Raw genomic sequence first — 21,485 nt, 5'->3', positions numbered from 1 at the left:
GTCAGGCTGCTGGGCGTACGACCGGGAATACTGGACGTCATGGACGATCGCCCCGAACCTCCCGGCGCCCCCCTCGACCGGCGTGCCGAGCTCAGTGAGTTCCTGCGCACCCGGCGGGCCCGGCTGAAGCCGGAGGACGTGGGGCTGCCGGACTTCGGACGGCACCGCAGGGTGCCCGGGCTGCGGCGCGAGGAGCTGGCGCAGCTGGCCGGGGTCTCGGTGGCGTACTACACGCGTCTGGAGCAGGGCAACGGCCGGAACGTGTCGGCGGAGGTGTTGGACGCGATCGCGCGCGCCCTGCGGCTGACGGACGCCGAGCACGCGCACCTCACCCACCTCGCGAAGCCGAAGCACAAGAAGAAGCAGAGCGGGCCGCCCCAGCAGGTCCGGTCCACGCTGCGCCAGCTGCTGGACACGATGGACTCGGTGCCGGCGTACCTGGTCGGACGGCGCGCGGAGATCCTGTGCTGGAACCGCATGGCCGCGGCGGTCTTCGGCGACTGGGCGGAGCTGCCGGTGGCGGAGCGCAACTGGGCGCGGCTCGTCTTCCTGCGCCCCGACTACCGGGATCTGTTCGTGGACTGGGAGCAGAAGGCGATCGACATCGTCTGCGCGCTGCGGATGGACGCGGGCTGCTACCCGGACGACCCGCGGCTCTCCGCGCTGGTGGGCGAACTGTCGGTGAAGAGCGAGGACTTCCGGCGGCTGTGGGCGACCCACGACGTCAAGGAGAAGAGCCACGGCGTGAAGCGGCTGAGGCATCCGCTGGTCGGTGAGCTCTCCCTGAACTTCGAGGGGTTCAGGCTGACCGGTGACGGCGAGCAGACGATGGTGACGTACCACGCGGAGCCCGGGTCGGCCTCCGCGGAGGCGCTGCGGCTGCTGGCGAGCTGGGGCGCCGACGCGCGGAAGGCGGGGGCCGGGTCGCAGGCGCCGTCCGCCTGACCGGCTCCACCCCCGGCCGCCCGCCGGCCGTGCTCAGCCCCGGTACGGCGGGGCCGCCCCCCATCCCCACTTCGGCGTCGGCTGCTCGGCCGGCGGCCCCGCGTCCGGACCGGAGAAGTGGACGGCGAGCCGCGTGCCCCACTCCACGTAGGCGAGGAACGCGGACCGGAACTCGGCGTCGGTCGGCAGACCGGCCTCGTCGGCGGCGTCCTGGATCAGGTTGACCCAGCGGCGGCGCTGGGGCTCGCTGATGTCGCGGCCGAAGTGTTTGGCGACCATGTGGCTGTGACCGCCCTGGGTCGCCGAGTAGGTCTCGGGCCCGCCGAAGACCTCCGCGAGCCAGAGCGCGACGTGTTCGGCGTGCTCGGGGGCGAGGCCGGCGAAGACGGGGGCGAGGAGGTCGTCCTGGAGCACCTTGGCGTAGAAGGTCTCGGTGAGCCGGGTGAAGGCGTCCGCGCCGCCGGCCCACTCGTACAGCGTGGGCACGGCGGAGCCGGAGCCGCGCACCGAGGTGGCCTTGTAGTGGCGCATCTCGTCGATGTGACCGACGTAGGGGCGGATCTCGGCGAGGAAGGCGGGGAAGAGGTCCGAGGCCCGGAAGCCCGCCAGGTGGTCCTCGGTCGACGTCCAGGTGATGCGCAGGACGAAATGCTCGAAGTCCTCCTCGCAGCGGGCGAGTTCGTAGTCGACGCAGTGCGGGGAGGCCGCGAGCTGACGCGCGCCCCGGGTGTAGGCGGCGAGGAACTCCGCCGATCGCTCCTGCGGGATGCGGTAGCGGATGTACTCGACCGTGGTGGGGCCGGCGGGAGTGGTGGCTGTCTCGGCTGCGGTCATGGGGACACGCAAGCACGGACCGCCCGCCGGAGGCTGCTCTTCCGGCGGGCGTTCGCTCAGCGCTCAGCGTTCGCGGGGAGGGCGACGCGCGTCAGGCGGACGTCGCGTTCTCCTTCACCGTGATCCGGCCCTTGCGGATCGTCGCGACGCGCGGGGCCTTCTTCGCGATGGCGGAGTCGTGGGTGACCATGATGAAGGTCAGCCCGTGCTCCTTCCACAGGGTGTGCAGCACGTCCATGATCTCGTCGCGCATGCCCTCGTCGAGGTTGCCGGTCGGTTCGTCGGCGAGGAGCACCTTCGGCTGCTTGACCAGCGCGCGGGCGATGGCGACGCGCTGCTGCTGACCGCCCGACATCTCGGACGGCAGGTGTCCGAGGCGTTCGCCGAGGCCCACCGACTTCAGCGCCTCGGCGGCCCGTTCGCGGCGCTCCCCGCCCTTCACGCCGAGCGGGACGAGGGCCGTCTCGACGTTCTCCTGCGCGTTGAGCGTCGGGATCAGGTTGAAGGACTGGAAGACGAAGCCGATGTTCTCGCTGCGCACCTTCGTCAGCCGGGCCTCGGAGAGCTTGGCCAGGTCGACGCCGTCGAAGACGATCTCGCCCTCGCTGGGCCGGTCGAGCGCGCCGATCATCTGCAGGAGGGTGGACTTGCCGCCGCCGGTGGGACCCTGGATGACGAGCCGGTCGCCGTCGGGGACGGTCAGGTCGACGCCGTCCAGGGCGTGGACGGTCTCCTTGCCCCGGGTGTAGCGCTTGGTGACGCCTCTGAGTTCGTACATGGGGACAACAACTCCTGGAGCTGGTGGGTGGGTTGGCTATTCGACGCGGCGCAGCGCGTCCGCCGGGCGCAGCCGCGAGGCGCGCCAGCCGCCGAACGCGCCCGCGATCAGGCCGCCGGCCACGGCGAGTGCCACCGCGACGGCCACCGTCGTGACGCTCACCGGAGCCGTCAGCGCGACGTCGAGGGTCTTGGCGGCCGCCCGGCGGCCGAAGCCGCCGCCACCGCCGGGGCCGCCCTGGCCGCCGCCTGCGCCGCCGCCCAACCGGGCCTGGAGGGTGGGGCTGATCGCGGTCACGGCGTAGGCGCCGGCGAGGCCGAGGGCGATGCCGAGCGCGCCGCCCAGCAGTCCGTTGACCATGGCCTCGCCGACCACCTGCCGGGTGACCCGGCCGGACTTCCAGCCCAGCGCCTTCAACGTGCCGAACTCGCGCACGCGCCGGGAGACGGCCGAGGAGGTGAGCAGCCCGGCGACCAGGAAGGCGGCGATGAGGACCGCGATCGACAGCCACTTGCCGACGGTGGCGGCGAGCGAGGAGGCCGTGGAGAGGGAACCGGAGACGGTGTCCGCGAGGTCGGCGGAGGTCGTCACCGTCGTACCCGAGACGTTCTTCTGGATGGTCGACTTGACGCTGTCGATCTTCTGCGAGTCGGTCGCCTTGACGTAGATCGTGGTGACCTTGTTCTTCGCGTCGCCGAGGGTCTGGGCCTGGGTCAACGGGATGTAGACGTTGGCGGCGGCGTCGCCGCTGTCGGCCGTGGCGATGCCGATCACGGAGAACGTGACGCTGCTGATGGTGAGCGTGGAGCCGACCTTGAGCGACTTCTCCTTGGCGTACGCCGAGTCCACGACGGCGACCTTGCCGTCGGTCTCGGAGGTCTTGAAGGTGCGACCGCTGCTGATCGTGGAGGAGGTCAGCGGTCCGAGTTCGGGCTCGGTGACGTCGGCGCCGTAGACGGAGTAGTTGTTGACGTCGAAGTTCGCGCCGCCGCCCTGCACTTCACCCTGCGGCCGTTCGCTGCCGCCGGCGCCCCCGCCCCGCCGGCCGCCGCCGCTGCCGCCGCTGCCGTTCTGCTGGAACCGGCCGCGGGTGAACTGCCCGTTGATCTTGATGACCTGGAGGCTCAGCCCGCCGACCGCGTCGGAGACCCCGCTCTGCTTGCCGACCTCGGCGACGGTCGCGGCCGACAGGGTCTGGAAGCCCTGGACCATGACGCGGTCGGTGCTCTGCTCCGCGTCCGAGTCGTTGTCCTGCGCGTCGAACCGGAAGCGCGGACGGTCCGAGGAGCTCGCGGTGGGCGAGGCGGCCTTGGTGACCGTCATGTCCGTACCCAGGCCGTACAGGGACTGCAGGACCTTGTCCTGGGCCTTCCCCATGCCGGAGGACACGGAGGTGACCACGATGACCAGCGCGATGCCCAGCGCGAGGCCGGAGGCGACGACGAGTGCCGCTTTTCTGCGGCGGCGCAGTTCGCGCCTCAGGTAGGTGAAGAACATGGCCGCAAGCTAGGTACGGCGCGTGATGAAGGCATAAACCAGACATAAGAGAACGATGAGAAGGCTGTGCAGGGCCCCGGAAACACCGATGCCGCCCCTGGGGGCGGCATCGGGAGCCTGTGGATCGGCTGGGAACGGGGTCAGGCGGCCGAACCGGCCTTCCACTGCGCCCAGTCCATGTTCCAGCCGTTGAGGCCGTTGTCCGGGGCCACGGTCTTGTCGCCGGTGTTCTTGACCACCACGACGTCGCCGACGATCGAGTTGGTGTAGAACCAGTAGCCGGCCGTGCCCTTGTCGTTGGCGCCCTTGGTGTCGGACAGGCCCACACAGCCGTGGCTGGTGTTCACCGAGCCGAAGATGGACTTCGCGCCCCAGTAGTTGCCGTGCACGAAGGTGCCGGAGTTGGTGAGGCGGATGGCGTGCGGCACGTCCTTGATGTCGTACTCGCCCTTGCCGTCGTCGTCGGTGAAGCCCACGGTCGCGCCGTTCATGCGCGTCTCCTTGAACTTCTCCGACATCACCATCTGGCCCTCGTACGTCTTGTTGTCGGGCGAGCCGGCCGAGATCGGGATGGTCTTGATGACCGCGCCGTTGTGCGTGACCTTCATCTGCTTGGTCTTCGCGTCGACGTAGGAGACCTGGTTGCGGCCGATCTTGAAGGTGACCGTCTTCTGCTGGACGCCGATGACGCCCTTGGCGCCCTCCACACCGTCGAGCGCGAGTTTCAGCGTGACGGTGGAGTTCTCCTTCCAGTACTCCTGGGGACGGCAGTCCATGCGCTGGCTGGAGAACCAGTGGCAGGCGACTTCCTGACCGCTGGTGGAGGTCACCGTGACGCCCTTCTGGACGGCCGCCTTGTCGGTGATCTGCTTGTTGAAGTTGATCGACACGGGCATTCCCACGCCGACGGTCGAACCGTCCTCCGGCGTGAAGTTGGCTATGAAGCTGTTGGCCGGGGAGACCGTGGTGAAGGAGGCGTTCTCGTGGGCCACGAGGCCGCTGGAGTCCTTGGCCTCGGCCGCCACCTTGTAGGTGGTGGAGCGCTCGAGCTGCCCGTCCGGCTTCCAGCTGGTCTTGTCCGCGGAGAGCGCGCCCTTGACGGCGGCGCCCTCGGCCGTGGTCATCGTCACGGAGGTGAGGGTGCCCTTGCTCACCGTGACGGCCGCCGAGTTGTTGATGGAGGCGTTGTCCGAACCGTCGGCCGGCGTGATCTTGATCTGCGCCTCGGAGGACTTCTTCGCGGCTGCCTCGTCGGCCTTGGCCTGCGAGGAGCTGCCTCCGCCGCCGGAGGCTCCGTCGTCGCCGCCGGAGCACGCGGAAAGCACCAGAACTCCGCCGAGCAGTGCGGACGCCGTCATCAGACCCCGGCGCCGCCTACTGTCCGTCATCACACGCTTCTCCATCGTTGCCGTATGCCTGAACCCCGAGAGTCCCCGTCAAGAACATCAACGCTACGACCGGTTCCTCCCGTTCCCCCTGCACAGAAGGTGTGGGGCACGCCACGTTCGCGGCGCGGAAGGTGTGGGTGTCGGTTCGTGCGCCTGCTGAGACGACGAAACCCCGGCCGGCGGTTGCCGTCCGGGGTCACGAGTTTCCCGGAACGCTCAGCCGATGCGGCCGATTTCAGTCAGCCGATCCGGCCGGGCTCCGCTCAGCCGATACGGCCCGCCTCGCCGTCCGCCCCGTCATCCTCGTCGAGATCGTCCTCGTCGAGGTCCCACTCCGTTGAATCCGGGTCGTGGTCGACCCGCTCACTGGACCAGGAGGCCTGCTGGAGCTCCACCCCGGGCACCTCGCCGACCAGGTCGAAGGGGTCGACGAGGTAGGCGAGGGCCTCCGCCGTGTCTTCCGTCACAGCGGCCTCGGCGTGCGCGCGCTCGGCGTCCGGGACCTCCGGGTCGTGGGCGAGCCGGCGCAGCGCCGCCGCGCTCACGGCGTCCTCGTCATGCACTTCGAGAAGAACTTCCACTCGAATCCGCACAAAACGTGATGTTGTCTCATCGCTCATGGCCGGAGCGTACGGCTCGTGGCTCGCGCGACTTTCCCGCGACCCGCGACTTTCATTAGCATCGGAGGACACGGCCAATACGCCAGCGCCACAAGGGGATCGATATTCCGTGTCATCCGCTCGACGTCCGTTGCTGACCGCCACCGCCGCGGCGACCCTGCTGGGCGCCCTGTGGTTCGTCCCGTCCGCCAACGCGTCCCAGCACACCCCTGCCAGAACGGTCACGACGACACAGGTCCCGACCCAGGCGCGGGCCGCCTCGGCGACCACGACCGGGGCGGTGAAGCGGACCGCGGACCGGGCGGCCGACCGAAGCGCGACACGGACCCTCGCCGAGACCGACACCGATGCCGAGGCGGAGGCAGGGGCGGGAGCCGACGACGGCGTCCGGCTCGCCGACACCGGAAGCTTCGACACCACCCCGTACGTGATCGGCGGGACGGCCCTGCTCGCACTGGGCGCGGGCTTCGTCGTTTATTCCATTCGTCGGGAACGCCTGGGTTTTTGAATCAATTTGACTCGCCCTTGACAGGTTCCTCATAGTTCGCACATGAAGAGATCATCGGGGGCGCGGCTGTGCGCCACGGCCGCAATCGGCGCACTGTCGCTCTCCCTTCTCACCGCCTGTTCGGACGACGGGTCGAAGGACACGGACTCCAAGACGTCCGCCTCCGCTTCCGCGCCCGCCGAGGCCTCCTCCTCCGCTCCGGCCGCGAAGGCGCTCACCAAGGCCGAGCTCGAGAAGCTGCTGCTCGCGCAGGGTGAACTCAAGGGCTACAAGGTCGACTCGGGCGACGACACACTGCCGGCCTCCAAGAGCGTGGTGAAGACCGACAAGCCGGCCTGCAACCCGCTCGCGTGGGCCACGGCCGCACTGGCCCCGGGCGACACGGACGCGAGCGTCGGCAACACGGTCGCCGAGGACAAGACGGCCGCCGCCACCGCCAAGCCGACCGACCTCGCGGACGCCTTCGACATCGACATGACGTTCGTCGGTCTCTCCTCGTACGCGGGCGACGGCGCCGAGAAGGCGATGAAGGCCGTCTCCGACGGCGTGACGGCCTGTGCCGGCGGGTACGGCCTGAAGGCCGACGGCGAGAACACCAAGGTCACCAAGGTCGCCGAGGAGAAGAACTCCGCCAAGGGCGACGAGGTGGTGGCGTTCACCGAGGACGTCGACATGGACGGCGCGGGCAAGGCCACCTTCCACGCCGCGGTGGTGCGCAAGGGCAACACCGTCGCCACGTTCTACACGGTGAACTTCGCCGCGATGACCAAGGGCGGCGACATGGGCGCCGTCCCGGCGGCCGTGATCGACGCGCAGCTCGCGAAGCTCAAGTAACTCCGCTCGGCCGGACGGAACTTCGGGGCCCTGTCGCACCTCCGTGCGGCGGGGCCCCGCTCGTCTCTACCTGAGCGGTCCGGTGACCGTCTCCACCGCCGCGACGAGCCCACCGGCGCGCACGAAGGCGTCCGCCGCCGCGAGGTCGGGGGCGAGGAACCGGTCCGGACCGGGGCCCTGCACGCCGGCCTCGCGTACCGCCGCGATGACCGCGCGCGTCGCCGGCGCCGGGGTCAGTCCCTCGCGCAGCTCCACACCGCGCGTGGCGGCGTACAGCTCGACGGCGATCACCCGGGTGAGGTTGTCGACGGCGGTGCGCAGCTTGCGGGCCGCGGACCAGCCCATCGACACGTGGTCCTCCTGCATCGCCGAGGACGGGATCGAGTCGGCGGACGCCGGTACGGCCAGCCGCTTCAACTCGCTGACCAGCGCGGCCTGCGTGTACTGGGCGATCATCAGCCCGGAGTCGACGCCGGCGTCGTCCGCGAGGAACGGCGGGAGGCCGTGGCTGCGGTTCTTGTCCAGCAGCCGGTCGGTGCGCCGCTCGGCGATGGAGGCGAGGTCGGCGACGGCGATGGCGAGGAAGTCCAGGACGTAGGCGACGGGCGCCCCGTGGAAGTTCCCGTTGGACTCCACCCTTCCGTCGGGCAGCACCACCGGGTTGTCGACGGCCGAGGCCAGCTCGCGCTCGGCGACGAGGCGGGCGTGCGCCATGGTGTCGCGGCCGGCGCCGGCGACCTGCGGTGCGCAGCGCACCGAGTAGGCGTCCTGGACGCGCGGGGCGTCGTCCTGGTGGTGACCGGTGAGCTCCGAACCCGCGAGCACGGCCAGCATGTTGGCGGCCGAGGCGCCCTGCCCCGGGTGCGGGCGGATGGCGTGCAGCTCGGGGGCGAGCACCTTGTCGGTGCCCAGCAGGGCCTCCAGCGACAACGCGGCGGTGACGTCGGCCGACTTGTAGAGCATGTCGAGGTCGGCGAGGGCCATCACCAGCATGCCGAGCATGCCGTCGGTGCCGTTGAGGAGCGCCAGGCCCTCCTTCTCGCGCAGCTCGACCGGGCCGATGCCGTGCTCGGCGAGCAGTTCGCCGGCGGGGCGTACGACGCCGTCCGGGCCCTCCGCGTCACCCTCGCCCATGAGGGTGAGGGCGCAGTGCGAGAGCGGGGCCAGGTCGCCGGAGCAGCCGAGGGAGCCGTACTCGTGGACGACCGGGGTGATGCCGGCGTTCAGGATGTCGGCCATGGTCTGCGCGACCTCGGGCCGGACGCCGGTGTGCCCGGAGCAGACCGTCTTCAGCCGCAGGAACATCAGCGCGCGGACGACCTCGCGCTCCACCCGCGGGCCCATGCCGGCGGCGTGCGAGCGGACGATGTTGCGCTGCAGCTGAGCGCGCAGCTCCGGGCTGATGTGCCGGGTGGCGAGGGCGCCGAAACCGGTGGAGACGCCGTAGACGGGCTCGGGCTTGGCCGCCAGCGCGTCCACGATGCCGCGGGCCGCGGCGAGGGCCGCCACCGCTCCCGCGGAGAGCTCGATCCTGGCGCCGTCACGCGCCACGGCGACCACGTCGGACGCGGTCACGCCGGACGTCCCCACCACCACAGTGTGCATATCCATATTCAGGAGCGTACGCAGTGAAGACGAAGATGTCACCAGTGGGGGCGGTGTTCGCCCCTTACCGATGCGTCACGTCGCCACCGCGTCCCGCCACCACCGTGCCCCGCCGCATCCCGGCACAGCCGCACCGCACCCCGCAGCCTCCTCCACGCCCCGCCGTCACCGCGCTACGTCGCCGCCCGCGCCTCAGGGCCGGCCGCGGAACCGCCGCCGCTCGGCGGAGGTCCGCTCGTGCGGCGGTTCCGGCTCGTCGGCCAGGCGCACCACGGGGTCGTCGGGGCCCTGCCGTCCGGCGACCACAGGCCGAGCGGCCCGCACGGCCTTGGCGCGGTACTGGGCGGCGTCCGCCAGGCGGAACAGCCTGCGGGCCGAGCACACCGGTCCGATCGGGTCCGCGGTGGAGGCGACCCCGCAGGCCACGCCCTCGCCGAGCTCCAGCTCGCCGGCCCGTCGGCAGAGGTCGTCGGCGACCTTGACGACGTCGTCGGCGGCCGGTCCGACGGCCAGCAGGCAGAACTCGTCCCCGCCGAGCCGGGCGGCCAGAGCGCCGGGCAGCATCGCCCCGCACAGTGACAGCACCGAACCGAACCGCTCCAGCAGCCGGTCGCCGACGGCGTGCCCGCGGGTGTCGTTGACCCGCTTCAGCCCGTTGAGGTCGCACACCACGAGAGAGACCACCACCCCCTCCGCGCGGTGCCGCTCCACCGCCTCCTCCAGCCGCACGTCGACGGCTCGGCGGTTGGCCAGGCCGGTGAGGGCGTCGGTGAAGGCGAGGCGGCGGGCCTCCTCCAGCCGCTCGGTCTGGGCGAGCCCGGCGGCGACGACGGCGGCGAGGACGGTCGCGAAATCGGCGTCGGCACGGTCGAAGACCCGGGCGCCGGTGGAGCGGGCCACATACAGCTCGCCCCAGGCCCGGCCGTGCAGCACGATCGGCGCCACCACACAGGAACCCCGGCCCCGGCGGCGCAGGGCCGCGACGCGCTGATGGCAGTAGCCGGGGCGGCCGGCTGCGAGGCCCTGGGCGGTCTCCACCCAGGCGTTGGGCTCACCGCCCGCCGCCCAGCGCTCGTGCAGGAACTCGGTGATCTCGGGGAACTGGTGCACCGGGTAGGCCTCCGCCTCCGGGAACTCGGCCTCGTCCGCGGCCCGGTCCCCCACGTTCACCAGGACCCGCAGCCGCCCGAGGTCGCGTTCCCACACCGAGAGCGCGGCGAAGCTTCCCGTCAGCGCCCGGCCGGCTCCCAGCGCGGCCGCGCGCCAGGACTCGCGGGGGGTGCGCGCGGCCGCCATGCCCTGCGCGAGCGCCACCACGGCCGCCAGGCGCGTGTCCTCACCCATCGCCCTCACCCCCACTGCCCTCGCCCATGACATCAGGCTAGGGATATTTGGGTGAAAAAGAGACACGAAGGGGGCACTTAGAGTGACAGCGCCGGGAGTGGTGTGGGCTGCCCCGGGAATCTCACTCGCCGGGCCACTGCGGCCTGCGCTTCTCGTTGAACGCGGCGACCCCCTCCGCCCGGTCGCCGGAGAACGCCACCGAACGCCACGCCGCGTCCTCGACCTCGAGCCCGGCCCGCAGGTCCAGCCCCTGCCCGATCCGCAGCGCCCGCTTCGCCGCCCGCAGCCCCACCGGCGAGTTGCCGGCGATCCGCGCGGCCATCGCCAGCGCCTCCTCCCGGTCTCGCCCCTCCTCCGCCAGCACGTCCACCAGGCCCAGCTCCCGCGCCTCCGCCGCCTCCACGCGCCGCGCCGTGAAGATCAGCTCGGCCGCCCGGGCCGCGCCCACCCGGCGGGGCAGCAGCTGGGTGCCTCCGCCGCCGGGGATCACGCCCACCGACACCTCGGGCAGGCCCACCACGGCCGTGCCGTCGGCCACGATCACGTCGCACGCCAGGGCCAGTTCGAACCCGCCCCCGAGGGCGAAGCCGTGGACGGCCGCGATCGTGGGCACCGGCAGCTCCAGGACGCCGGTGTACGCACCACGGGTCAGGGGTCGCTGCCGCACCAGGTCGGCGTCGCTGAAGGAGTTGCGCTCCTTGAGGTCGGCGCCGACGCAGAACGCCCGCTCGTGCGTCGAGGTCACCACGACCGCCCGCACCTCGCGGTCCTCGCCCAGTGCCGCGCACGCCGCGGCGATCGACCGGGCCATCTCGGTGGAGACCGCGTTCATGGCCTTCGGCCGGTCGAGGACCAGCTCCGCGACATGGCCGCCGCCCCCGTGCCGCCGCACCAGCACGAACTCCCCGAAGCGCGCCTCGCCCACGTGCTCCCCGCCCTCGCGCTCCCCGTCCACGACACCGCTCACGACAGCCCCTCCAAGTTAACGATGGTTAACAGTCAGGATCCGATCATCCCAGTCCGCGGCCGCGAGCGAAAGACCGGCCCCCTCCGTACCGGTACCCCGGCCACCCGTTCGGGTGACATCCCAGCCAACCCCGCGCGCACCGCCCAGGAGAGGCCATACCGTGCCTCCGCCCCGGCGCATCGAGGGCGCGACCGCATCGGGGAGGAACGTGATGGCTGCGACGTTGATCGGACTGGACGAGACGACACGGCAGGACCTGGCCGCGGAGGCCGACCCGCCCTGGGTCCCGCGTGCCCGGGGCCGGCACCGCCGGCCGCGCCCCCGCAAGGTGCTGTTCGCCGTGGGCGGCCTCGCGCTGGCCGCGGGCGTGCTGACGCTCCTGCGGCCGGCTCCCGACGCGGGCGGCACGAACGCCCTCGGCGCCACGGAGACGGAGCCCCAGCCCGACCTCGTCACCAGCGCGGACGACGACGCGGGCGACGGTGCCGGCGAGGAGACCGGCGAAGGCGCCGGCAAGGCGGCCGACGACAGCCGGGGCGACCGCGAGGCCCGCGCCGGCCGAGCCGCCGCCGGACCTGACACCGTCGCCCCGGCCCCCACCGCGCCCTCCGCCATGGGCGGGGCGAGCACCGGCCCGGCGCGCGAGGCGGCCGGCCTCCTGCCGGGCGCGCCCGGAGCCCCGACGTCCGTCGCCCTGACCCCCGGCGCCACCTACGTCCCGGCACCTCGCGCGGCGAGTCCCGCGCCCGCCGCGACCGCCGCCCCGAAAGCCCCGTCGGCGCCGACGCCCCGCCCGGCCACCGCCGCCCCCGCGTCCCAGCCGGCCGAGCCGCCGAAGGCCGAAAAGCCCCGGCAGCCGGGACTCTGCGTCCCGATCATCGGCCTCTGCGTGGACCCGCTGAGCGCCCCGGCGTCGCAGCGCTAGCCGCCCCCGCCTCCGCCCCCGCCCGCCGCCTCCGCCCCGGACACCGCCACCCCAGCCACCGGAGGCCTGCGCCCCCGGCCGTCAGCGCGTCCGGCGAAACCATCGGCAACGGCGTCGCGGCAAACCCCCGCCAACAGCACCCGGCGCAAGCCCCCACCAGCAACGCCCAGCACAGACCCCCGACAGCAGCACCCCCCGAGACCCCGGACAGCGGCGCCCGCCAGAAGCCCCCACCGGCGATACGGGTCGGTCGGTCAGTCGTCGTCGGTGTCGTTGCGCCGGGTCAGGAGCCAGGGTTCGACCACTCCCAGGCCGCGTACCGGGCGCTGCCACATCGGCTGCAGGGCGAAGCGGTACTTCGGGGGCTCCTCGCCCTCCTTCTCCGCGGCGGCCGCCTCCTCCGCGGCCTCGGCCTCCGAGGAGGGAGCGTCGCCGGTGCGGATCAGCTCCTCGGCGAAGGCGCTGTCGACCAGGACGGCGTCCCGTGGCGCTATCGACGTCAGCCGGGAGGCCAGGTTGACGGTCGTGCCGAAGACATCGCCCATCCGGGTGGTGACCGTGCCGAACGCCATCCCGACGCGCAGCTCCGGCATCGTCTCGTCGTTGCTCATCGTCTCGACCAGCAGCAGTGCGATGTCGGCGGCGGTACCCGCGTCGTCGGCCGCGTAGAGCACCTCGTCGCCGAGGGTCTTGATCAGGCGTCCACCCCGGGCGGCGACCAGGTCGGCGGAGGTGGTCTCGAAGGCCTCGACGAGCTCGCCGAGTTCCTCCTCCTCCATCCGGCGGGTCAGCCGGGTGAAGCCCACGAGGTCGGCGAAGCAGACGGCGAGCCGCCGGTCCACCATCTCCTCGTCGTCGGCGGCCTGCACGACCCGGCCCGCCGAGGCGGCGAGCTGGCGGCGCCAGACATAGACGAGGAACTCCTCCAGCTCGGGCAGCAGCAGCTCGACGATGGGGTACGTGACCTCGGTGCGGGTCATGCCCGGCTCGGGCGGCTCGGTCAGGCCCTCCAGGAAGGAGTCGATCTGCCACTCCGCCAGCCGGGCGGTGGTCTGCCCGGTGGACCGCGCCACCTGCACGGCCATCGCCTCGCTCAGCAGCCCGGCCTCGACGAGACCGGCCAGCCGCCGCAGGGCCAGCACGTCCGCCTCGGTGAGCGCCTTGGCCTGCCCGATGTCGGCGAAGCCCATCGCCCGCCAGAAACGCGACGCCAGCTCCATGGAGACGCCCGCGCTGCGGGCGGCCTGGAAGGGGGTGTAGCGGCGCTCGGCGCCGAGGATGAGCTGTTCGAGGCGCAGCGCCAGAGGATGCGGGTCCTCACCGGGGTCGCCCGGCTCGCCGGGGTCGGCGGCCGGCAGGTTGCCCCGGCCGTCCTCGCCCGCGCCGGAGCCCGTGTCGTCGACGGTCACGCCTGCTGCCCTTCCGATCTTCCGCGGTCAGGTTTCGACCGGCCTCAACTCTACGGCAGGTGTGCGCCAGCTCACTCCCGTTCGGTTCGTCAGGGGCCGGGGCCCGTTCACGTCCCGCCGCCCTCAAGCACCCGCGAGGGCAGCCGGACGGGCTCGGACGTCACGCCGGTCGCAAGTGGACGATGTCGCCCGCTCCCACCGGTTCCTGCACCCCTTCCTCGGTGGCGATGACGAGGCGGCCGTCGCCGTCGACCGCGACCGCCTCGCCGACGAGCGACCGGTCGCCGGGCAGCTCGGCCCGTACCGCTCGTCCCAGGGTCGCGCATCCGGCCGCGTACGTCTCCTGCAGACCGCTCGCCGCCGGGTCGCCGCCGGCCGCGCGCCAGCGTCCGTACCAGTCCTCCAGCGACCGCAGGACGGCCCGCAGCAACGGGTCCCGGTCCGTGCTGACCGCGCCGGCGAGGGCCAGGGAGCCCGCCTGCGGCACCGGCAGCTCCTCCGCGCGCAGGGTGACGTTGAGGCCGACGCCGACGACCACCGCGTCCGTGCCGGCCCGTTCCGCGAGGATGCCGCCGGCCTTGCGTTCCTCGCCGTCGACGGTGACCAGCAGGTCGTTGGGCCATTTGAGTGCCGTGTCGACGCCCGCCGCCCGGGTCAGCCCCGTCGCCACCGCGACACCGGTGAGCAGGGGCAGCCAGCCCCAGCGGGCCACCGGCACCTCGCTCGGCGTGAGGAGCACGGAGAAGAACAGTCCGGAGCGCGGGGGCGCCGTCCACCGGCGGTCCAGCCGGCCCCGGCCCGAGGTCTGCTCCTCGGCCACCAGGATCGCGCCCTCGTGCGCCCTGCCCTCGCTCGCGGCCGTCACCAGGTCGGAGTTGGTGGAGCCGGTGCGCTGCACCACGTCCACCCCGGACCACAGGCCGCCCTCCCGTACCAGCGCCCGGCGCAGGGCTGCGCCGTTGAGGGGCGGGCGGTCGAGGTCGGACCACCGGCCGCCGCCGCCCGCCTCTGATGCATCTCGCGGTGTCATGCAAGCCACCCTAGGTGTGTTGAACACCGCACTGCCGATCCGTGGGGGCACCACTACGCTACGGATGAGTAACCGTCCCCCCCTTTTGAGCAGGCAGGGAGCCGCATCCCGATGTCCGAGCCGGAAGAGCGCCACGAGATCCCAGGGATCGACATCCACACCACCGCGGGCAAGCTCGCGGATCTCCAGCGGCGCATCCAGGAAGCGACGCACGCCGGTTCGGAACGCGCCGTCGAGAAGCAGCACGCCAAGGGCAAGTTGACGGCCCGTGAGCGGATCGAGCTGCTGCTCGACGAGGGTTCCTTCGTCGAGTTGGACGAGTTCGCCCGGCATCGGTCCACCAACTTCGGCCTGGAGAACAACCGCCCGTACGGGGACGGCGTCGTCACCGGGTACGGCACCGTGGACGGCCGTCCGGTCGCCGTGTTCTCGCAGGACTTCACCGTCTTCGGCGGGGCTCTGGGCGAGGTCTACGGCCAGAAGATCGTCAAGGTCATGGACTTCGCGCTGAAGACCGGCTGCCCGGTCATCGGCATCAACGACTCCGGCGGCGCCCGCATCCAGGAGGGGGTGGCGTCGCTGGGCGCGTACGGCGAGATCTTCCGCCGCAACACCCACGCGTCCGGGGTGATCCCGCAGATCTCGCTGGTCGTCGGCCCGTGCGCGGGCGGGGCGGTCTACTCCCCCGCGATCACCGACTTCACGGTGATGGTCGACCAGACGTCGCACATGTTCATCACCGGCCCGGACGTCATCAAGACGGTCACCGGCGAGGACGTCGGCTTCGAGGAGCTGGGCGGCGCGCGCACCCACAACTCCGTCTCGGGCGTGGCGCACCACATGGCCGGCGACGAGAAGGACGCCGTCGAGTACGTCAAGCAGCTGCTGTCGTACCTGCCGTCCAACAACCTGTCCGAGGCGCCGGTGTTCGCGGAGGAGGCGGACCTGTCCGTCACCGACGAGGACCTCGAGCTGGACACGATCGTGCCGGACAGCGCGAACCAGCCGTACGACATGCACACGGTGATCGAGCACGTGCTGGACGACGCCGAGTTCTTCGAGACGCAGGCGCTGTTCGCGCCGAACATCCTCACCGGGTTCGGCCGGGTCGAGGGCCACCCGGTGGGCATCGTGGCCAACCAGCCGATGCAGTTCGCGGGCTGTCTGGACATCACGGCCTCCGAGAAGGCGGCCCGCTTCGTGCGCACCTGCGACGCGTTCAACGTCCCGGTCATCACGTTCGTGGACGTGCCCGGCTTCCTGCCCGGCGTCGACCAGGAGCACGACGGCATCATCCGCCGCGGCGCGAAGCTGATCTACGCGTACGCCGAGGCGACGGTTCCGCTGATCACCGTCATCACCCGCAAGGCCTTCGGCGGCGCGTACGACGTGATGGGCTCCAAGCACCTGGGCGCCGACCTCAACCTGGCCTGGCCGACCGCCCAGATCGCCGTGATGGGCGCCCAGGGCGCGGTCAACATCCTGCACCGCCGCACGATCGCGGAGGCGCAGGCGGCCGGCGAGGACCTGGAGGCGGTGCGCGCCCGGCTGATCCGGGAGTACGAGGACACCCTCCTCAACCCGTACATCGCGGCGGAGCGCGGCTACGTCGACTCGGTGATCATGCCGTCCGACACGCGTCGGCACATCGTGCGCGGACTGCGTCAGCTGCGCACCAAGCGGGAATCCCTGCCCCCGAAGAAGCACGGCAACATCCCCCTCTAAGGAGCCGCTGTGACGATCAAGGTCGTACGGGGCAACCCGACCCCGGAGGAGCTCGCCGCCGCCCTGGCGGTGGTCCGGGCCCGCGCCGCGGCGGTGGCGGCGACGCCGCCGTCCGGCGCGCAGCCCCCGAGGGACGCGTGGTCCGACCCCGCCCGCATCGCGGCCCGCCGACTGCCGCAGGCGGGGGCGGCCTCCTGGTCCCGCACCTACTGGCCGAGCTGACGAAGCACGGGCAGGGCGCGGACAGGACACGCGCAGGGACACGCGCAGGGACACGGGCAGGACACCGGCAGAGCACGGGCAGGACATGACGGCAGGGGCGCGGGCGCCTATTTGAGTAGGCGTACTCAGGCGCCCGCACCCCGCCCGGCCGCACGCTGGTGGCATGCTGTGGTCCGACCCCGAGAACGAGCCGCCCGAGGAACTGCGCGACATGCAGGAGACCCTGCGCAGACTCGGCCTCTTCCTCGCCCTGGCCATGGTGCTGGCGATGATCGTGCTCGGCGTCAGATGAGAAGAACACCGGCGATACGCTGACCGCATGACCGCTGCGCGCCGCCTCGTCCTCGCCTCCCAGTCCCCCGCCCGGCTGAACCTGCTGCGACAGGCCGGCCTCACCCCCGAGGTGATCGTGAGCGGGGTGGACGAGGACGCCGTCACCGCCCCCACCCCCGCCGACCTGGCGCTCGCCCTCGCCGAGGCGAAGGCCTCCGTCGTCGCCGCGAAGCCCGCCGTCAAGGGCGCCCTGGTGATCGGCTGCGACTCGGTGCTCGACCTGGACGGCGAGGCGCTGGGCAAGCCGGCGGACGCCGAGGAGGCCACCGCGCGCTGGAAGGCGATGCGCGGCCGGGCCGGCACCCTGCAGACCGGCCACTGCGTCTACGACACCGTCAGCGGGCGCTACGCCTCCGCGACCGCGTCCACCGTGGTCCGCTTCGGCGACCCGACGGACGCGGAGATCGCGGCGTACGTCGCCTCGGGCGAGCCGCTCCACGTCGCCGGGGCGTTCACCCTCGACGGCCGGTCGGCGCCGTTCATCGAGGGCATCGACGGTGACCACGGCAACGTGATCGGCCTCAGTCTGCCCCTGCTGCGCCGGCTGCTGGCGCAGCTGGGCGTCGGCATCACGGAGTTGTGGGCGCCGCCGGAGGCGTGACGGGCGCCGGCGCGACCGGCGCCGCCGGGGAGCCGCCGCCGTCGCCCTTGGCGTCCTCGGGCGCCTGGGCGGCGGGCCGCTGCCGGGCGTCGTAGGTCATCAGCAGCAGCACGATCAGGGCGAGCACGACCACCATGAACGCGAACTGCGGCACGCCCAGCAGCCCCCAGGCGACCGCGCCCAGCAGCCCGTGCACGACGGCGGCGCTGATCAGCAGGATCCGTCCGAAGCCGGCGGGCGCGCGGTCGCGCAGCGCCACCAGCAGGGCCACCACGCCGCACAGGACGAAGTACAGGCCGAAGACGATCCCGCCCACCTTGGAGGACGTCGACATGACGTCCGGGTCCAGGCCGGCCAGGGACATGTCCTGCCGGTCCACCACGACGCCCATGAACCAGTTCAGCGCGGCGACGCCGAGCCCTTCGGCGAAGAGCACGACCGCCACGATCCACGCCACCGGTCTGCGCACCACCGGTCCCCACCCACTTTCGACCCCGACCCGAGCAAGGGTGCTGTTACCTCGACTACGTTCGAGACATCCCGCACGCTACTAACGGGTAAACCCCGGGACAAGGGTTCCGGGACAAGGGTTCTGCGCGGCGCAAAGAATCATTGGGCCATTCGTAGGGACTCCACAAAGAAACGGAGTGTGCCGCAGCACGCTCTCACAGAGACCTTGACCACATCGGAGGGCTAGGGTTTCCCGGAGGAGTGCTGCGTACGGCGGTACTGCAAGGGATTTCGGTGTCGAGTGAGCCTGGCATCACGCTCCGTGTGGGCAAGCTCACCTGTGGGCACGGGTCGATGAGTCGTGTCGGCAGTCCCTAAACTCGGCTTGTTTCAAGGAGGGAGCCTCAATCGTGCGCAAGGTGCTCATCGCCAACCGTGGCGAAATCGCTGTCCGCGTGGCCCGGGCATGCCGGGATGCCGGTATCGCGAGCGTGGCCGTCTACGCCGACCCGGACCGGGACGCATCGCATGTCCGCGCCGCGGATGAGGCGTTCGCCCTGGGCGGTGACACTCCCGGGACCAGCTATCTCGACATCGACAAGGTGCTGAACGCGGCGCGGGAGTCGGGCGCGGACGCCGTCCACCCGGGCTACGGCTTCCTCTCGGAGAACGCCGACTTCGCCCAGGCCGTCCTGGACGCGGGCCTGATCTGGATCGGCCCGCCGCCGCAGGCCATCCGCGACCTCGGCGACAAGGTCGCCGCCCGGCACATCGCCCAGCGCGCCGGCGCGCCCCTCGTGGCCGGCACGCCCGACCCGGTCTCGGGCGCCGACGAGGTCGTCGCGTTCGCCGAGGAGCACGGCCTGCCGATCGCGATCAAGGCCGCGTTCGGCGGCGGCGGCCGCGGTCTCAAGGTCGCCCGGACGCTGGAAGAGGTGCCCGAGCTGTACGAGTCGGCGGTCCGCGAGGCGGTCGCCGCGTTCGGCCGGGGCGAGTGCTTCGTGGAGCGCTACCTGGACAAGCCGCGGCACGTGGAGACGCAGTGTCTCGCCGACAGCCACGGCAACGTGGTCGTCGTCTCGACCCGTGACTGCTCCCTGCAGCGCCGCCACCAGAAGCTGGTCGAGGAGGCCCCGGCGCCGTTCCTCTCCGAGGCGCAGACCGCCGAGTTGTACGCCTCCTCCAAGGCCATCCTGAAGGAGGCCGGCTACGTCGGCGCCGGCACCGTGGAGTTCCTGGTCGGCGTCGACGGCACGGTCTCCTTCCTGGAGGTCAACACCCGGCTCCAGGTCGAGCACCCGGTCACCGAGGAGGTCGCCGGCATCGACCTCGTCCGCGAGATGTTCCGCATCGCCGACGGCGAGGAGCTCGGCTACGGCGACCCGGAACTGCGCGGCCATTCCTTCGAGTTCCGCATCAACGGCGAGGACCCGGGCCGCAACTTCCTGCCGGCCCCCGGCACGGTCACCCTCTTCGCCCCGCCGTCCGGCCCGGGCGTCCGCCTGGACGCCGGCGTCGAGTCCGGCAGCGTCATCGGCCCGGCCTGGGACTCCCTCCTCGCCAAGCTGATCGTCACCGGCGCGACCCGTGAGCAGGCGCTGCAGCGGGCGGCCCGCGCTCTGGCCGAGTTCCAGGTCGAGGGCATGGCCACGGCGATCCCGTTCCACCGCGCGGTGGTCGCGGACCCGGCGTTCGCGCCCGAACTCACCGGCTCCGACGCCCCGTTCACGGTCCACACCCGCTGGATCGAGACCGAGTTCGTCAACGAGATCCCTGCCTTCTCGGCCCCGGCGGACACCGAGGCCGAGGACGAGACGGACCGCGAGACGATCGTCGTCGAGGTCGGCGGCAAGCGGCTGGAGGTCTCCCTCCCGTCCTCGCTCGGCATGTCGCTGGCCCGCACGGGCCTCGCCGCGGGGGCGAAGCCGAAGCGCCGTGCGGCCAAGAAGTCCGGCCCGGTGGCCTCCGGCGACACCCTCGCCTCCCCGATGCAGGGCACGATCGTCAAGGTCGCGGTCGAGGAGGGCCAGGAGGTCAAGGAGGGCGACCTGGTCGTCGTCCTCGAGGCCATGAAGATGGAGCAGCCCCTGAACGCCCACCGCTCCGGCACCGTCAAGGGCCTGAGCGCGGAGGTCGGCGCGTCCATCACGTCGGGCGCGGCGATCTGCGAGATCAAGGACTGACCCCACCGCTCCCCACGCCGAGGCGCCCGCTCACCCGGGCGCCTCACCGCGTTGTACCGACGGTCACCCCCGACCTCCCGGGCCCGTACCATCAGCCGTCGGGCACGATCCGTGCCCAGGGCCCCACCCATCAGCCCGTCGCGGGCCCCTCTGGGGGAGTTTGAGGACGAGGGCCCGCACAATCAGCCCGTCCGGCGATTGAGGACGAGGCCCGTCCAGGGCCGATCGGGGGCCTGCGGGCGGAGCCCCCAGCGCGCGGCCCGCGCAAGGGCCCCGGGGGGACGGAACCCCAGCGTGCGGACCGCAAGGTCACCTCACCGTCGACGCAGGTCCGCAACCCGCGCCCGCTCCGCACCCGGAGCCTGCTCGCCCAGAGCCGATCCCGCACGCAGCCCCGACGCGGCCCCGGGGACCTGGCCCCGCCGCGGCGCCGGCAGCGGTACGTCCCGGCGCTGTTGCTGATGGCGCGCCGGGACCGCATCACCCCCCGGGCTTCCCGACGCCCCGGCCACGGCGATCTGCACCCCCTGGTCCGCCAGGGCCTGCAGTTCGGTGGCGGCACGGTCGTCGTGCGCGGGCGGCTCGTCCGTCACCAGGCGGGTGACGAGGTCCGTGGGCACGGTCTGGAACATGGTGTCCGTGCCGAGCTTGGTGTGGTCGGCGAGGACGACGACCTCGGCGGCCGCCTGGACGAGCGCCCGGTCGACCGACGCCGACAGCATGTTGGACGTGGACAGCCCGCGCTCGGCGGTCAGCCCGCTCCCGGAGAGGAAGGCGCGGGAGACCCTGAGTCCCTGGAGGGACTGTTCGGCCCCACTGCCCACGAGGGCGTAGTTGGAGCCGCGCAGGGTGCCGCCCGTCATCACCACCTCGACCCGGTTGGCGTGGGCCAGCGCCTGGGCCACCAGAAGGGAGTTGGTGACCACGGTCAGGCCGGGCACCCGGGCGAGCCGGCGGGCCAGCTCCTGTGTCGTGGTGCCCGCCCCGACCACGATGGCCTCGCCCTCTTCGACGAAGTTGGCGGCGAGGTCCGCGATGGCGGTTTTTTCGGCGGTCGCGAGATGGGATTTCTGCGGAAAGCCGGACTCCCGCGTGAACCCGCCCGGCAATACCGCACCGCCGTGCCGGCGGTCGAGGAGTCCTTCTGCCTCCAGTGCGCGCACGTCCCGCCGCACGGTCACTTCGGAGGTCTGGACGACGCGGGCGAGTTCACGGAGCGACACGGCCCCGTTCGCTCGCACCATTTCGAGGATCAATTGACGACGTTCTGCAGCGAACACGAAACTG

At 72.1% G+C, this 21,485-nt stretch carries 21 protein-coding genes; 9 read left to right on the top strand and 12 right to left on the bottom strand.

Annotation, left to right across the window (positions count from 1 at the left end; all coding sequences use genetic code 11):
- The first annotated feature begins 39 nt into the window (after positions 1 to 39).
- Positions 40 to 945 carry a helix-turn-helix domain-containing protein gene (locus tag QA802_RS26550; RefSeq protein ID WP_334527480.1) on the top strand — a complete coding sequence of 302 codons (906 nt, stop codon included), beginning with the start codon at positions 40 to 42 and terminating at the stop codon, positions 943 to 945.
- A gap of 33 nt (positions 946 to 978) precedes the next feature.
- Here QA802_RS26550 and QA802_RS26545 read toward each other — a convergent pair whose 3' ends face one another.
- The 5 genes from QA802_RS26545 to QA802_RS26525 all read right to left on the bottom strand — a co-directional run bounded on the left by QA802_RS26545 (position 979) and on the right by QA802_RS26525 (position 6,005).
- Positions 979 to 1,779 (bottom strand): group II truncated hemoglobin, encoded by an 801-nt coding sequence (locus QA802_RS26545; protein ID WP_334527477.1) that lies wholly within the window; start codon positions 1,777 to 1,779, stop codon positions 979 to 981.
- Between the two features lie 91 nt (positions 1,780 to 1,870).
- Positions 1,871 to 2,557, bottom strand: coding sequence for an ABC transporter ATP-binding protein (locus QA802_RS26540; protein ID WP_334527474.1), 687 nt, complete (start codon positions 2,555 to 2,557; stop codon positions 1,871 to 1,873).
- A gap of 36 nt (positions 2,558 to 2,593) precedes the next feature.
- Positions 2,594 to 4,054 (bottom strand): ABC transporter permease, encoded by a 1,461-nt coding sequence (locus QA802_RS26535; protein WP_334527471.1) that lies wholly within the window; start codon positions 4,052 to 4,054, stop codon positions 2,594 to 2,596.
- A 140-nt stretch (positions 4,055 to 4,194) separates the two neighbouring features.
- Positions 4,195 to 5,442, bottom strand: a complete 1,248-nt coding sequence (locus QA802_RS26530) for a L,D-transpeptidase (RefSeq protein ID WP_334527468.1) — start codon at positions 5,440 to 5,442, stop codon at positions 4,195 to 4,197.
- A gap of 263 nt (positions 5,443 to 5,705) precedes the next feature.
- Complete coding sequence (locus tag QA802_RS26525) at positions 5,706 to 6,005, bottom strand: hypothetical protein (RefSeq protein ID WP_334527465.1); 300 nt, start codon at positions 6,003 to 6,005, stop codon at positions 5,706 to 5,708.
- A gap of 166 nt (positions 6,006 to 6,171) precedes the next feature.
- On the opposite strand from QA802_RS26525, the gene QA802_RS26520 reads away from it, so the two are divergent.
- Positions 6,172 to 6,570, top strand: coding sequence for an LPXTG cell wall anchor domain-containing protein (locus QA802_RS26520; RefSeq protein WP_334527462.1), 399 nt, complete (start codon positions 6,172 to 6,174; stop codon positions 6,568 to 6,570).
- 42 nt (positions 6,571 to 6,612) lie between these two features.
- Positions 6,613 to 7,404 (top strand): hypothetical protein, encoded by a 792-nt coding sequence (locus QA802_RS26515; protein ID WP_334527459.1) that lies wholly within the window; start codon positions 6,613 to 6,615, stop codon positions 7,402 to 7,404.
- 66 nt (positions 7,405 to 7,470) lie between these two features.
- On the opposite strand, the gene hutH is transcribed toward QA802_RS26515, so the two are convergent.
- From hutH to QA802_RS26500, 3 genes are all read right to left on the bottom strand, one after another.
- The gene (hutH, locus tag QA802_RS26510; RefSeq protein WP_334534903.1) at positions 7,471 to 9,009 is read right to left on the bottom strand and encodes a histidine ammonia-lyase; all 1,539 of its coding nucleotides are present in this window, start codon (positions 9,007 to 9,009) and stop codon (positions 7,471 to 7,473) included.
- Between the two features lie 192 nt (positions 9,010 to 9,201).
- Positions 9,202 to 10,353 (bottom strand): GGDEF domain-containing protein, encoded by a 1,152-nt coding sequence (locus tag QA802_RS26505; protein WP_334527456.1) that lies wholly within the window; start codon positions 10,351 to 10,353, stop codon positions 9,202 to 9,204.
- A gap of 121 nt (positions 10,354 to 10,474) precedes the next feature.
- Complete coding sequence (locus QA802_RS26500; RefSeq protein WP_334534901.1) at positions 10,475 to 11,278, bottom strand: enoyl-CoA hydratase/isomerase family protein; 804 nt, start codon at positions 11,276 to 11,278, stop codon at positions 10,475 to 10,477.
- A 253-nt stretch (positions 11,279 to 11,531) separates the two neighbouring features.
- On the opposite strand from QA802_RS26500, the gene QA802_RS26495 reads away from it, so the two are divergent.
- On the top strand, positions 11,532 to 12,245 hold the full coding sequence (locus QA802_RS26495; RefSeq protein ID WP_334527453.1) for a hypothetical protein: 714 nt from the start codon (positions 11,532 to 11,534) through the stop codon (positions 12,243 to 12,245).
- 254 nt (positions 12,246 to 12,499) lie between these two features.
- On the opposite strand, the gene QA802_RS26490 is transcribed toward QA802_RS26495, so the two are convergent.
- Both QA802_RS26490 and QA802_RS26485 read right to left on the bottom strand, forming a co-directional pair.
- A complete protein-coding gene (locus QA802_RS26490; RefSeq protein ID WP_334527450.1) occupies positions 12,500 to 13,654 on the bottom strand; it encodes an adenylate/guanylate cyclase domain-containing protein in 1,155 nt (384 codons plus the stop codon).
- A gap of 160 nt (positions 13,655 to 13,814) precedes the next feature.
- On the bottom strand, positions 13,815 to 14,684 hold the full coding sequence (locus tag QA802_RS26485; protein WP_334527447.1) for a biotin--[acetyl-CoA-carboxylase] ligase: 870 nt from the start codon (positions 14,682 to 14,684) through the stop codon (positions 13,815 to 13,817).
- Positions 14,685 to 14,795: 111 nt separating this feature from the next.
- Between QA802_RS26485 and QA802_RS26480 the strand changes: the two genes are divergently transcribed.
- The 4 genes from QA802_RS26480 (at position 14,796) to QA802_RS26465 (ending at position 17,565) form a co-directional block, all read left to right on the top strand.
- Positions 14,796 to 16,409: an acyl-CoA carboxylase subunit beta gene (locus tag QA802_RS26480; RefSeq protein WP_334527444.1), complete on the top strand. Its 1,614-nt coding sequence runs from the start codon at positions 14,796 to 14,798 to the stop codon at positions 16,407 to 16,409.
- A gap of 9 nt (positions 16,410 to 16,418) precedes the next feature.
- On the top strand, positions 16,419 to 16,631 hold the full coding sequence (locus QA802_RS26475) for an acyl-CoA carboxylase epsilon subunit (protein WP_319164486.1): 213 nt from the start codon (positions 16,419 to 16,421) through the stop codon (positions 16,629 to 16,631).
- A gap of 163 nt (positions 16,632 to 16,794) precedes the next feature.
- Complete coding sequence (gene mmpB / locus QA802_RS26470) at positions 16,795 to 16,923, top strand: morphogenic membrane protein MmpB (protein ID WP_107105390.1); 129 nt, start codon at positions 16,795 to 16,797, stop codon at positions 16,921 to 16,923.
- Positions 16,924 to 16,950: 27 nt separating this feature from the next.
- On the top strand, positions 16,951 to 17,565 hold the full coding sequence (locus QA802_RS26465) for a nucleoside triphosphate pyrophosphatase (RefSeq protein WP_319164485.1): 615 nt from the start codon (positions 16,951 to 16,953) through the stop codon (positions 17,563 to 17,565).
- On the opposite strand, the gene QA802_RS26460 is transcribed toward QA802_RS26465, so the two are convergent.
- On the bottom strand, positions 17,534 to 18,037 hold the full coding sequence (locus QA802_RS26460) for a hypothetical protein (protein WP_334527437.1): 504 nt from the start codon (positions 18,035 to 18,037) through the stop codon (positions 17,534 to 17,536). The two genes, QA802_RS26465 and QA802_RS26460, sit on opposite strands and share 32 nt — an antisense overlap.
- A 388-nt stretch (positions 18,038 to 18,425) precedes the next feature.
- Here QA802_RS26460 and QA802_RS26455 point away from each other — a divergent pair, with 388 nt between their 5' ends.
- Positions 18,426 to 20,198 carry an acetyl/propionyl/methylcrotonyl-CoA carboxylase subunit alpha gene (locus QA802_RS26455; RefSeq protein WP_334527434.1) on the top strand — a complete coding sequence of 591 codons (1,773 nt, stop codon included), beginning with the start codon at positions 18,426 to 18,428 and terminating at the stop codon, positions 20,196 to 20,198.
- Between the two features lie 314 nt (positions 20,199 to 20,512).
- On the opposite strand, the gene QA802_RS26450 is transcribed toward QA802_RS26455, so the two are convergent.
- Positions 20,513 to 21,478, bottom strand: coding sequence for a DeoR/GlpR family DNA-binding transcription regulator (locus QA802_RS26450; RefSeq protein WP_334527431.1), 966 nt, complete (start codon positions 21,476 to 21,478; stop codon positions 20,513 to 20,515).
- Positions 21,479 to 21,485: the final 7 nt, after the last annotated feature.

The sequence above is a fragment of the Streptomyces sp. B21-105 genome (assembly GCF_036898465.1).
In the GTDB taxonomy this organism is placed as follows: Bacteria; Actinomycetota; Actinomycetes; order Streptomycetales; family Streptomycetaceae; genus Streptomyces.
This window is presented reverse-complemented; position numbering and strand designations above follow the sequence as displayed.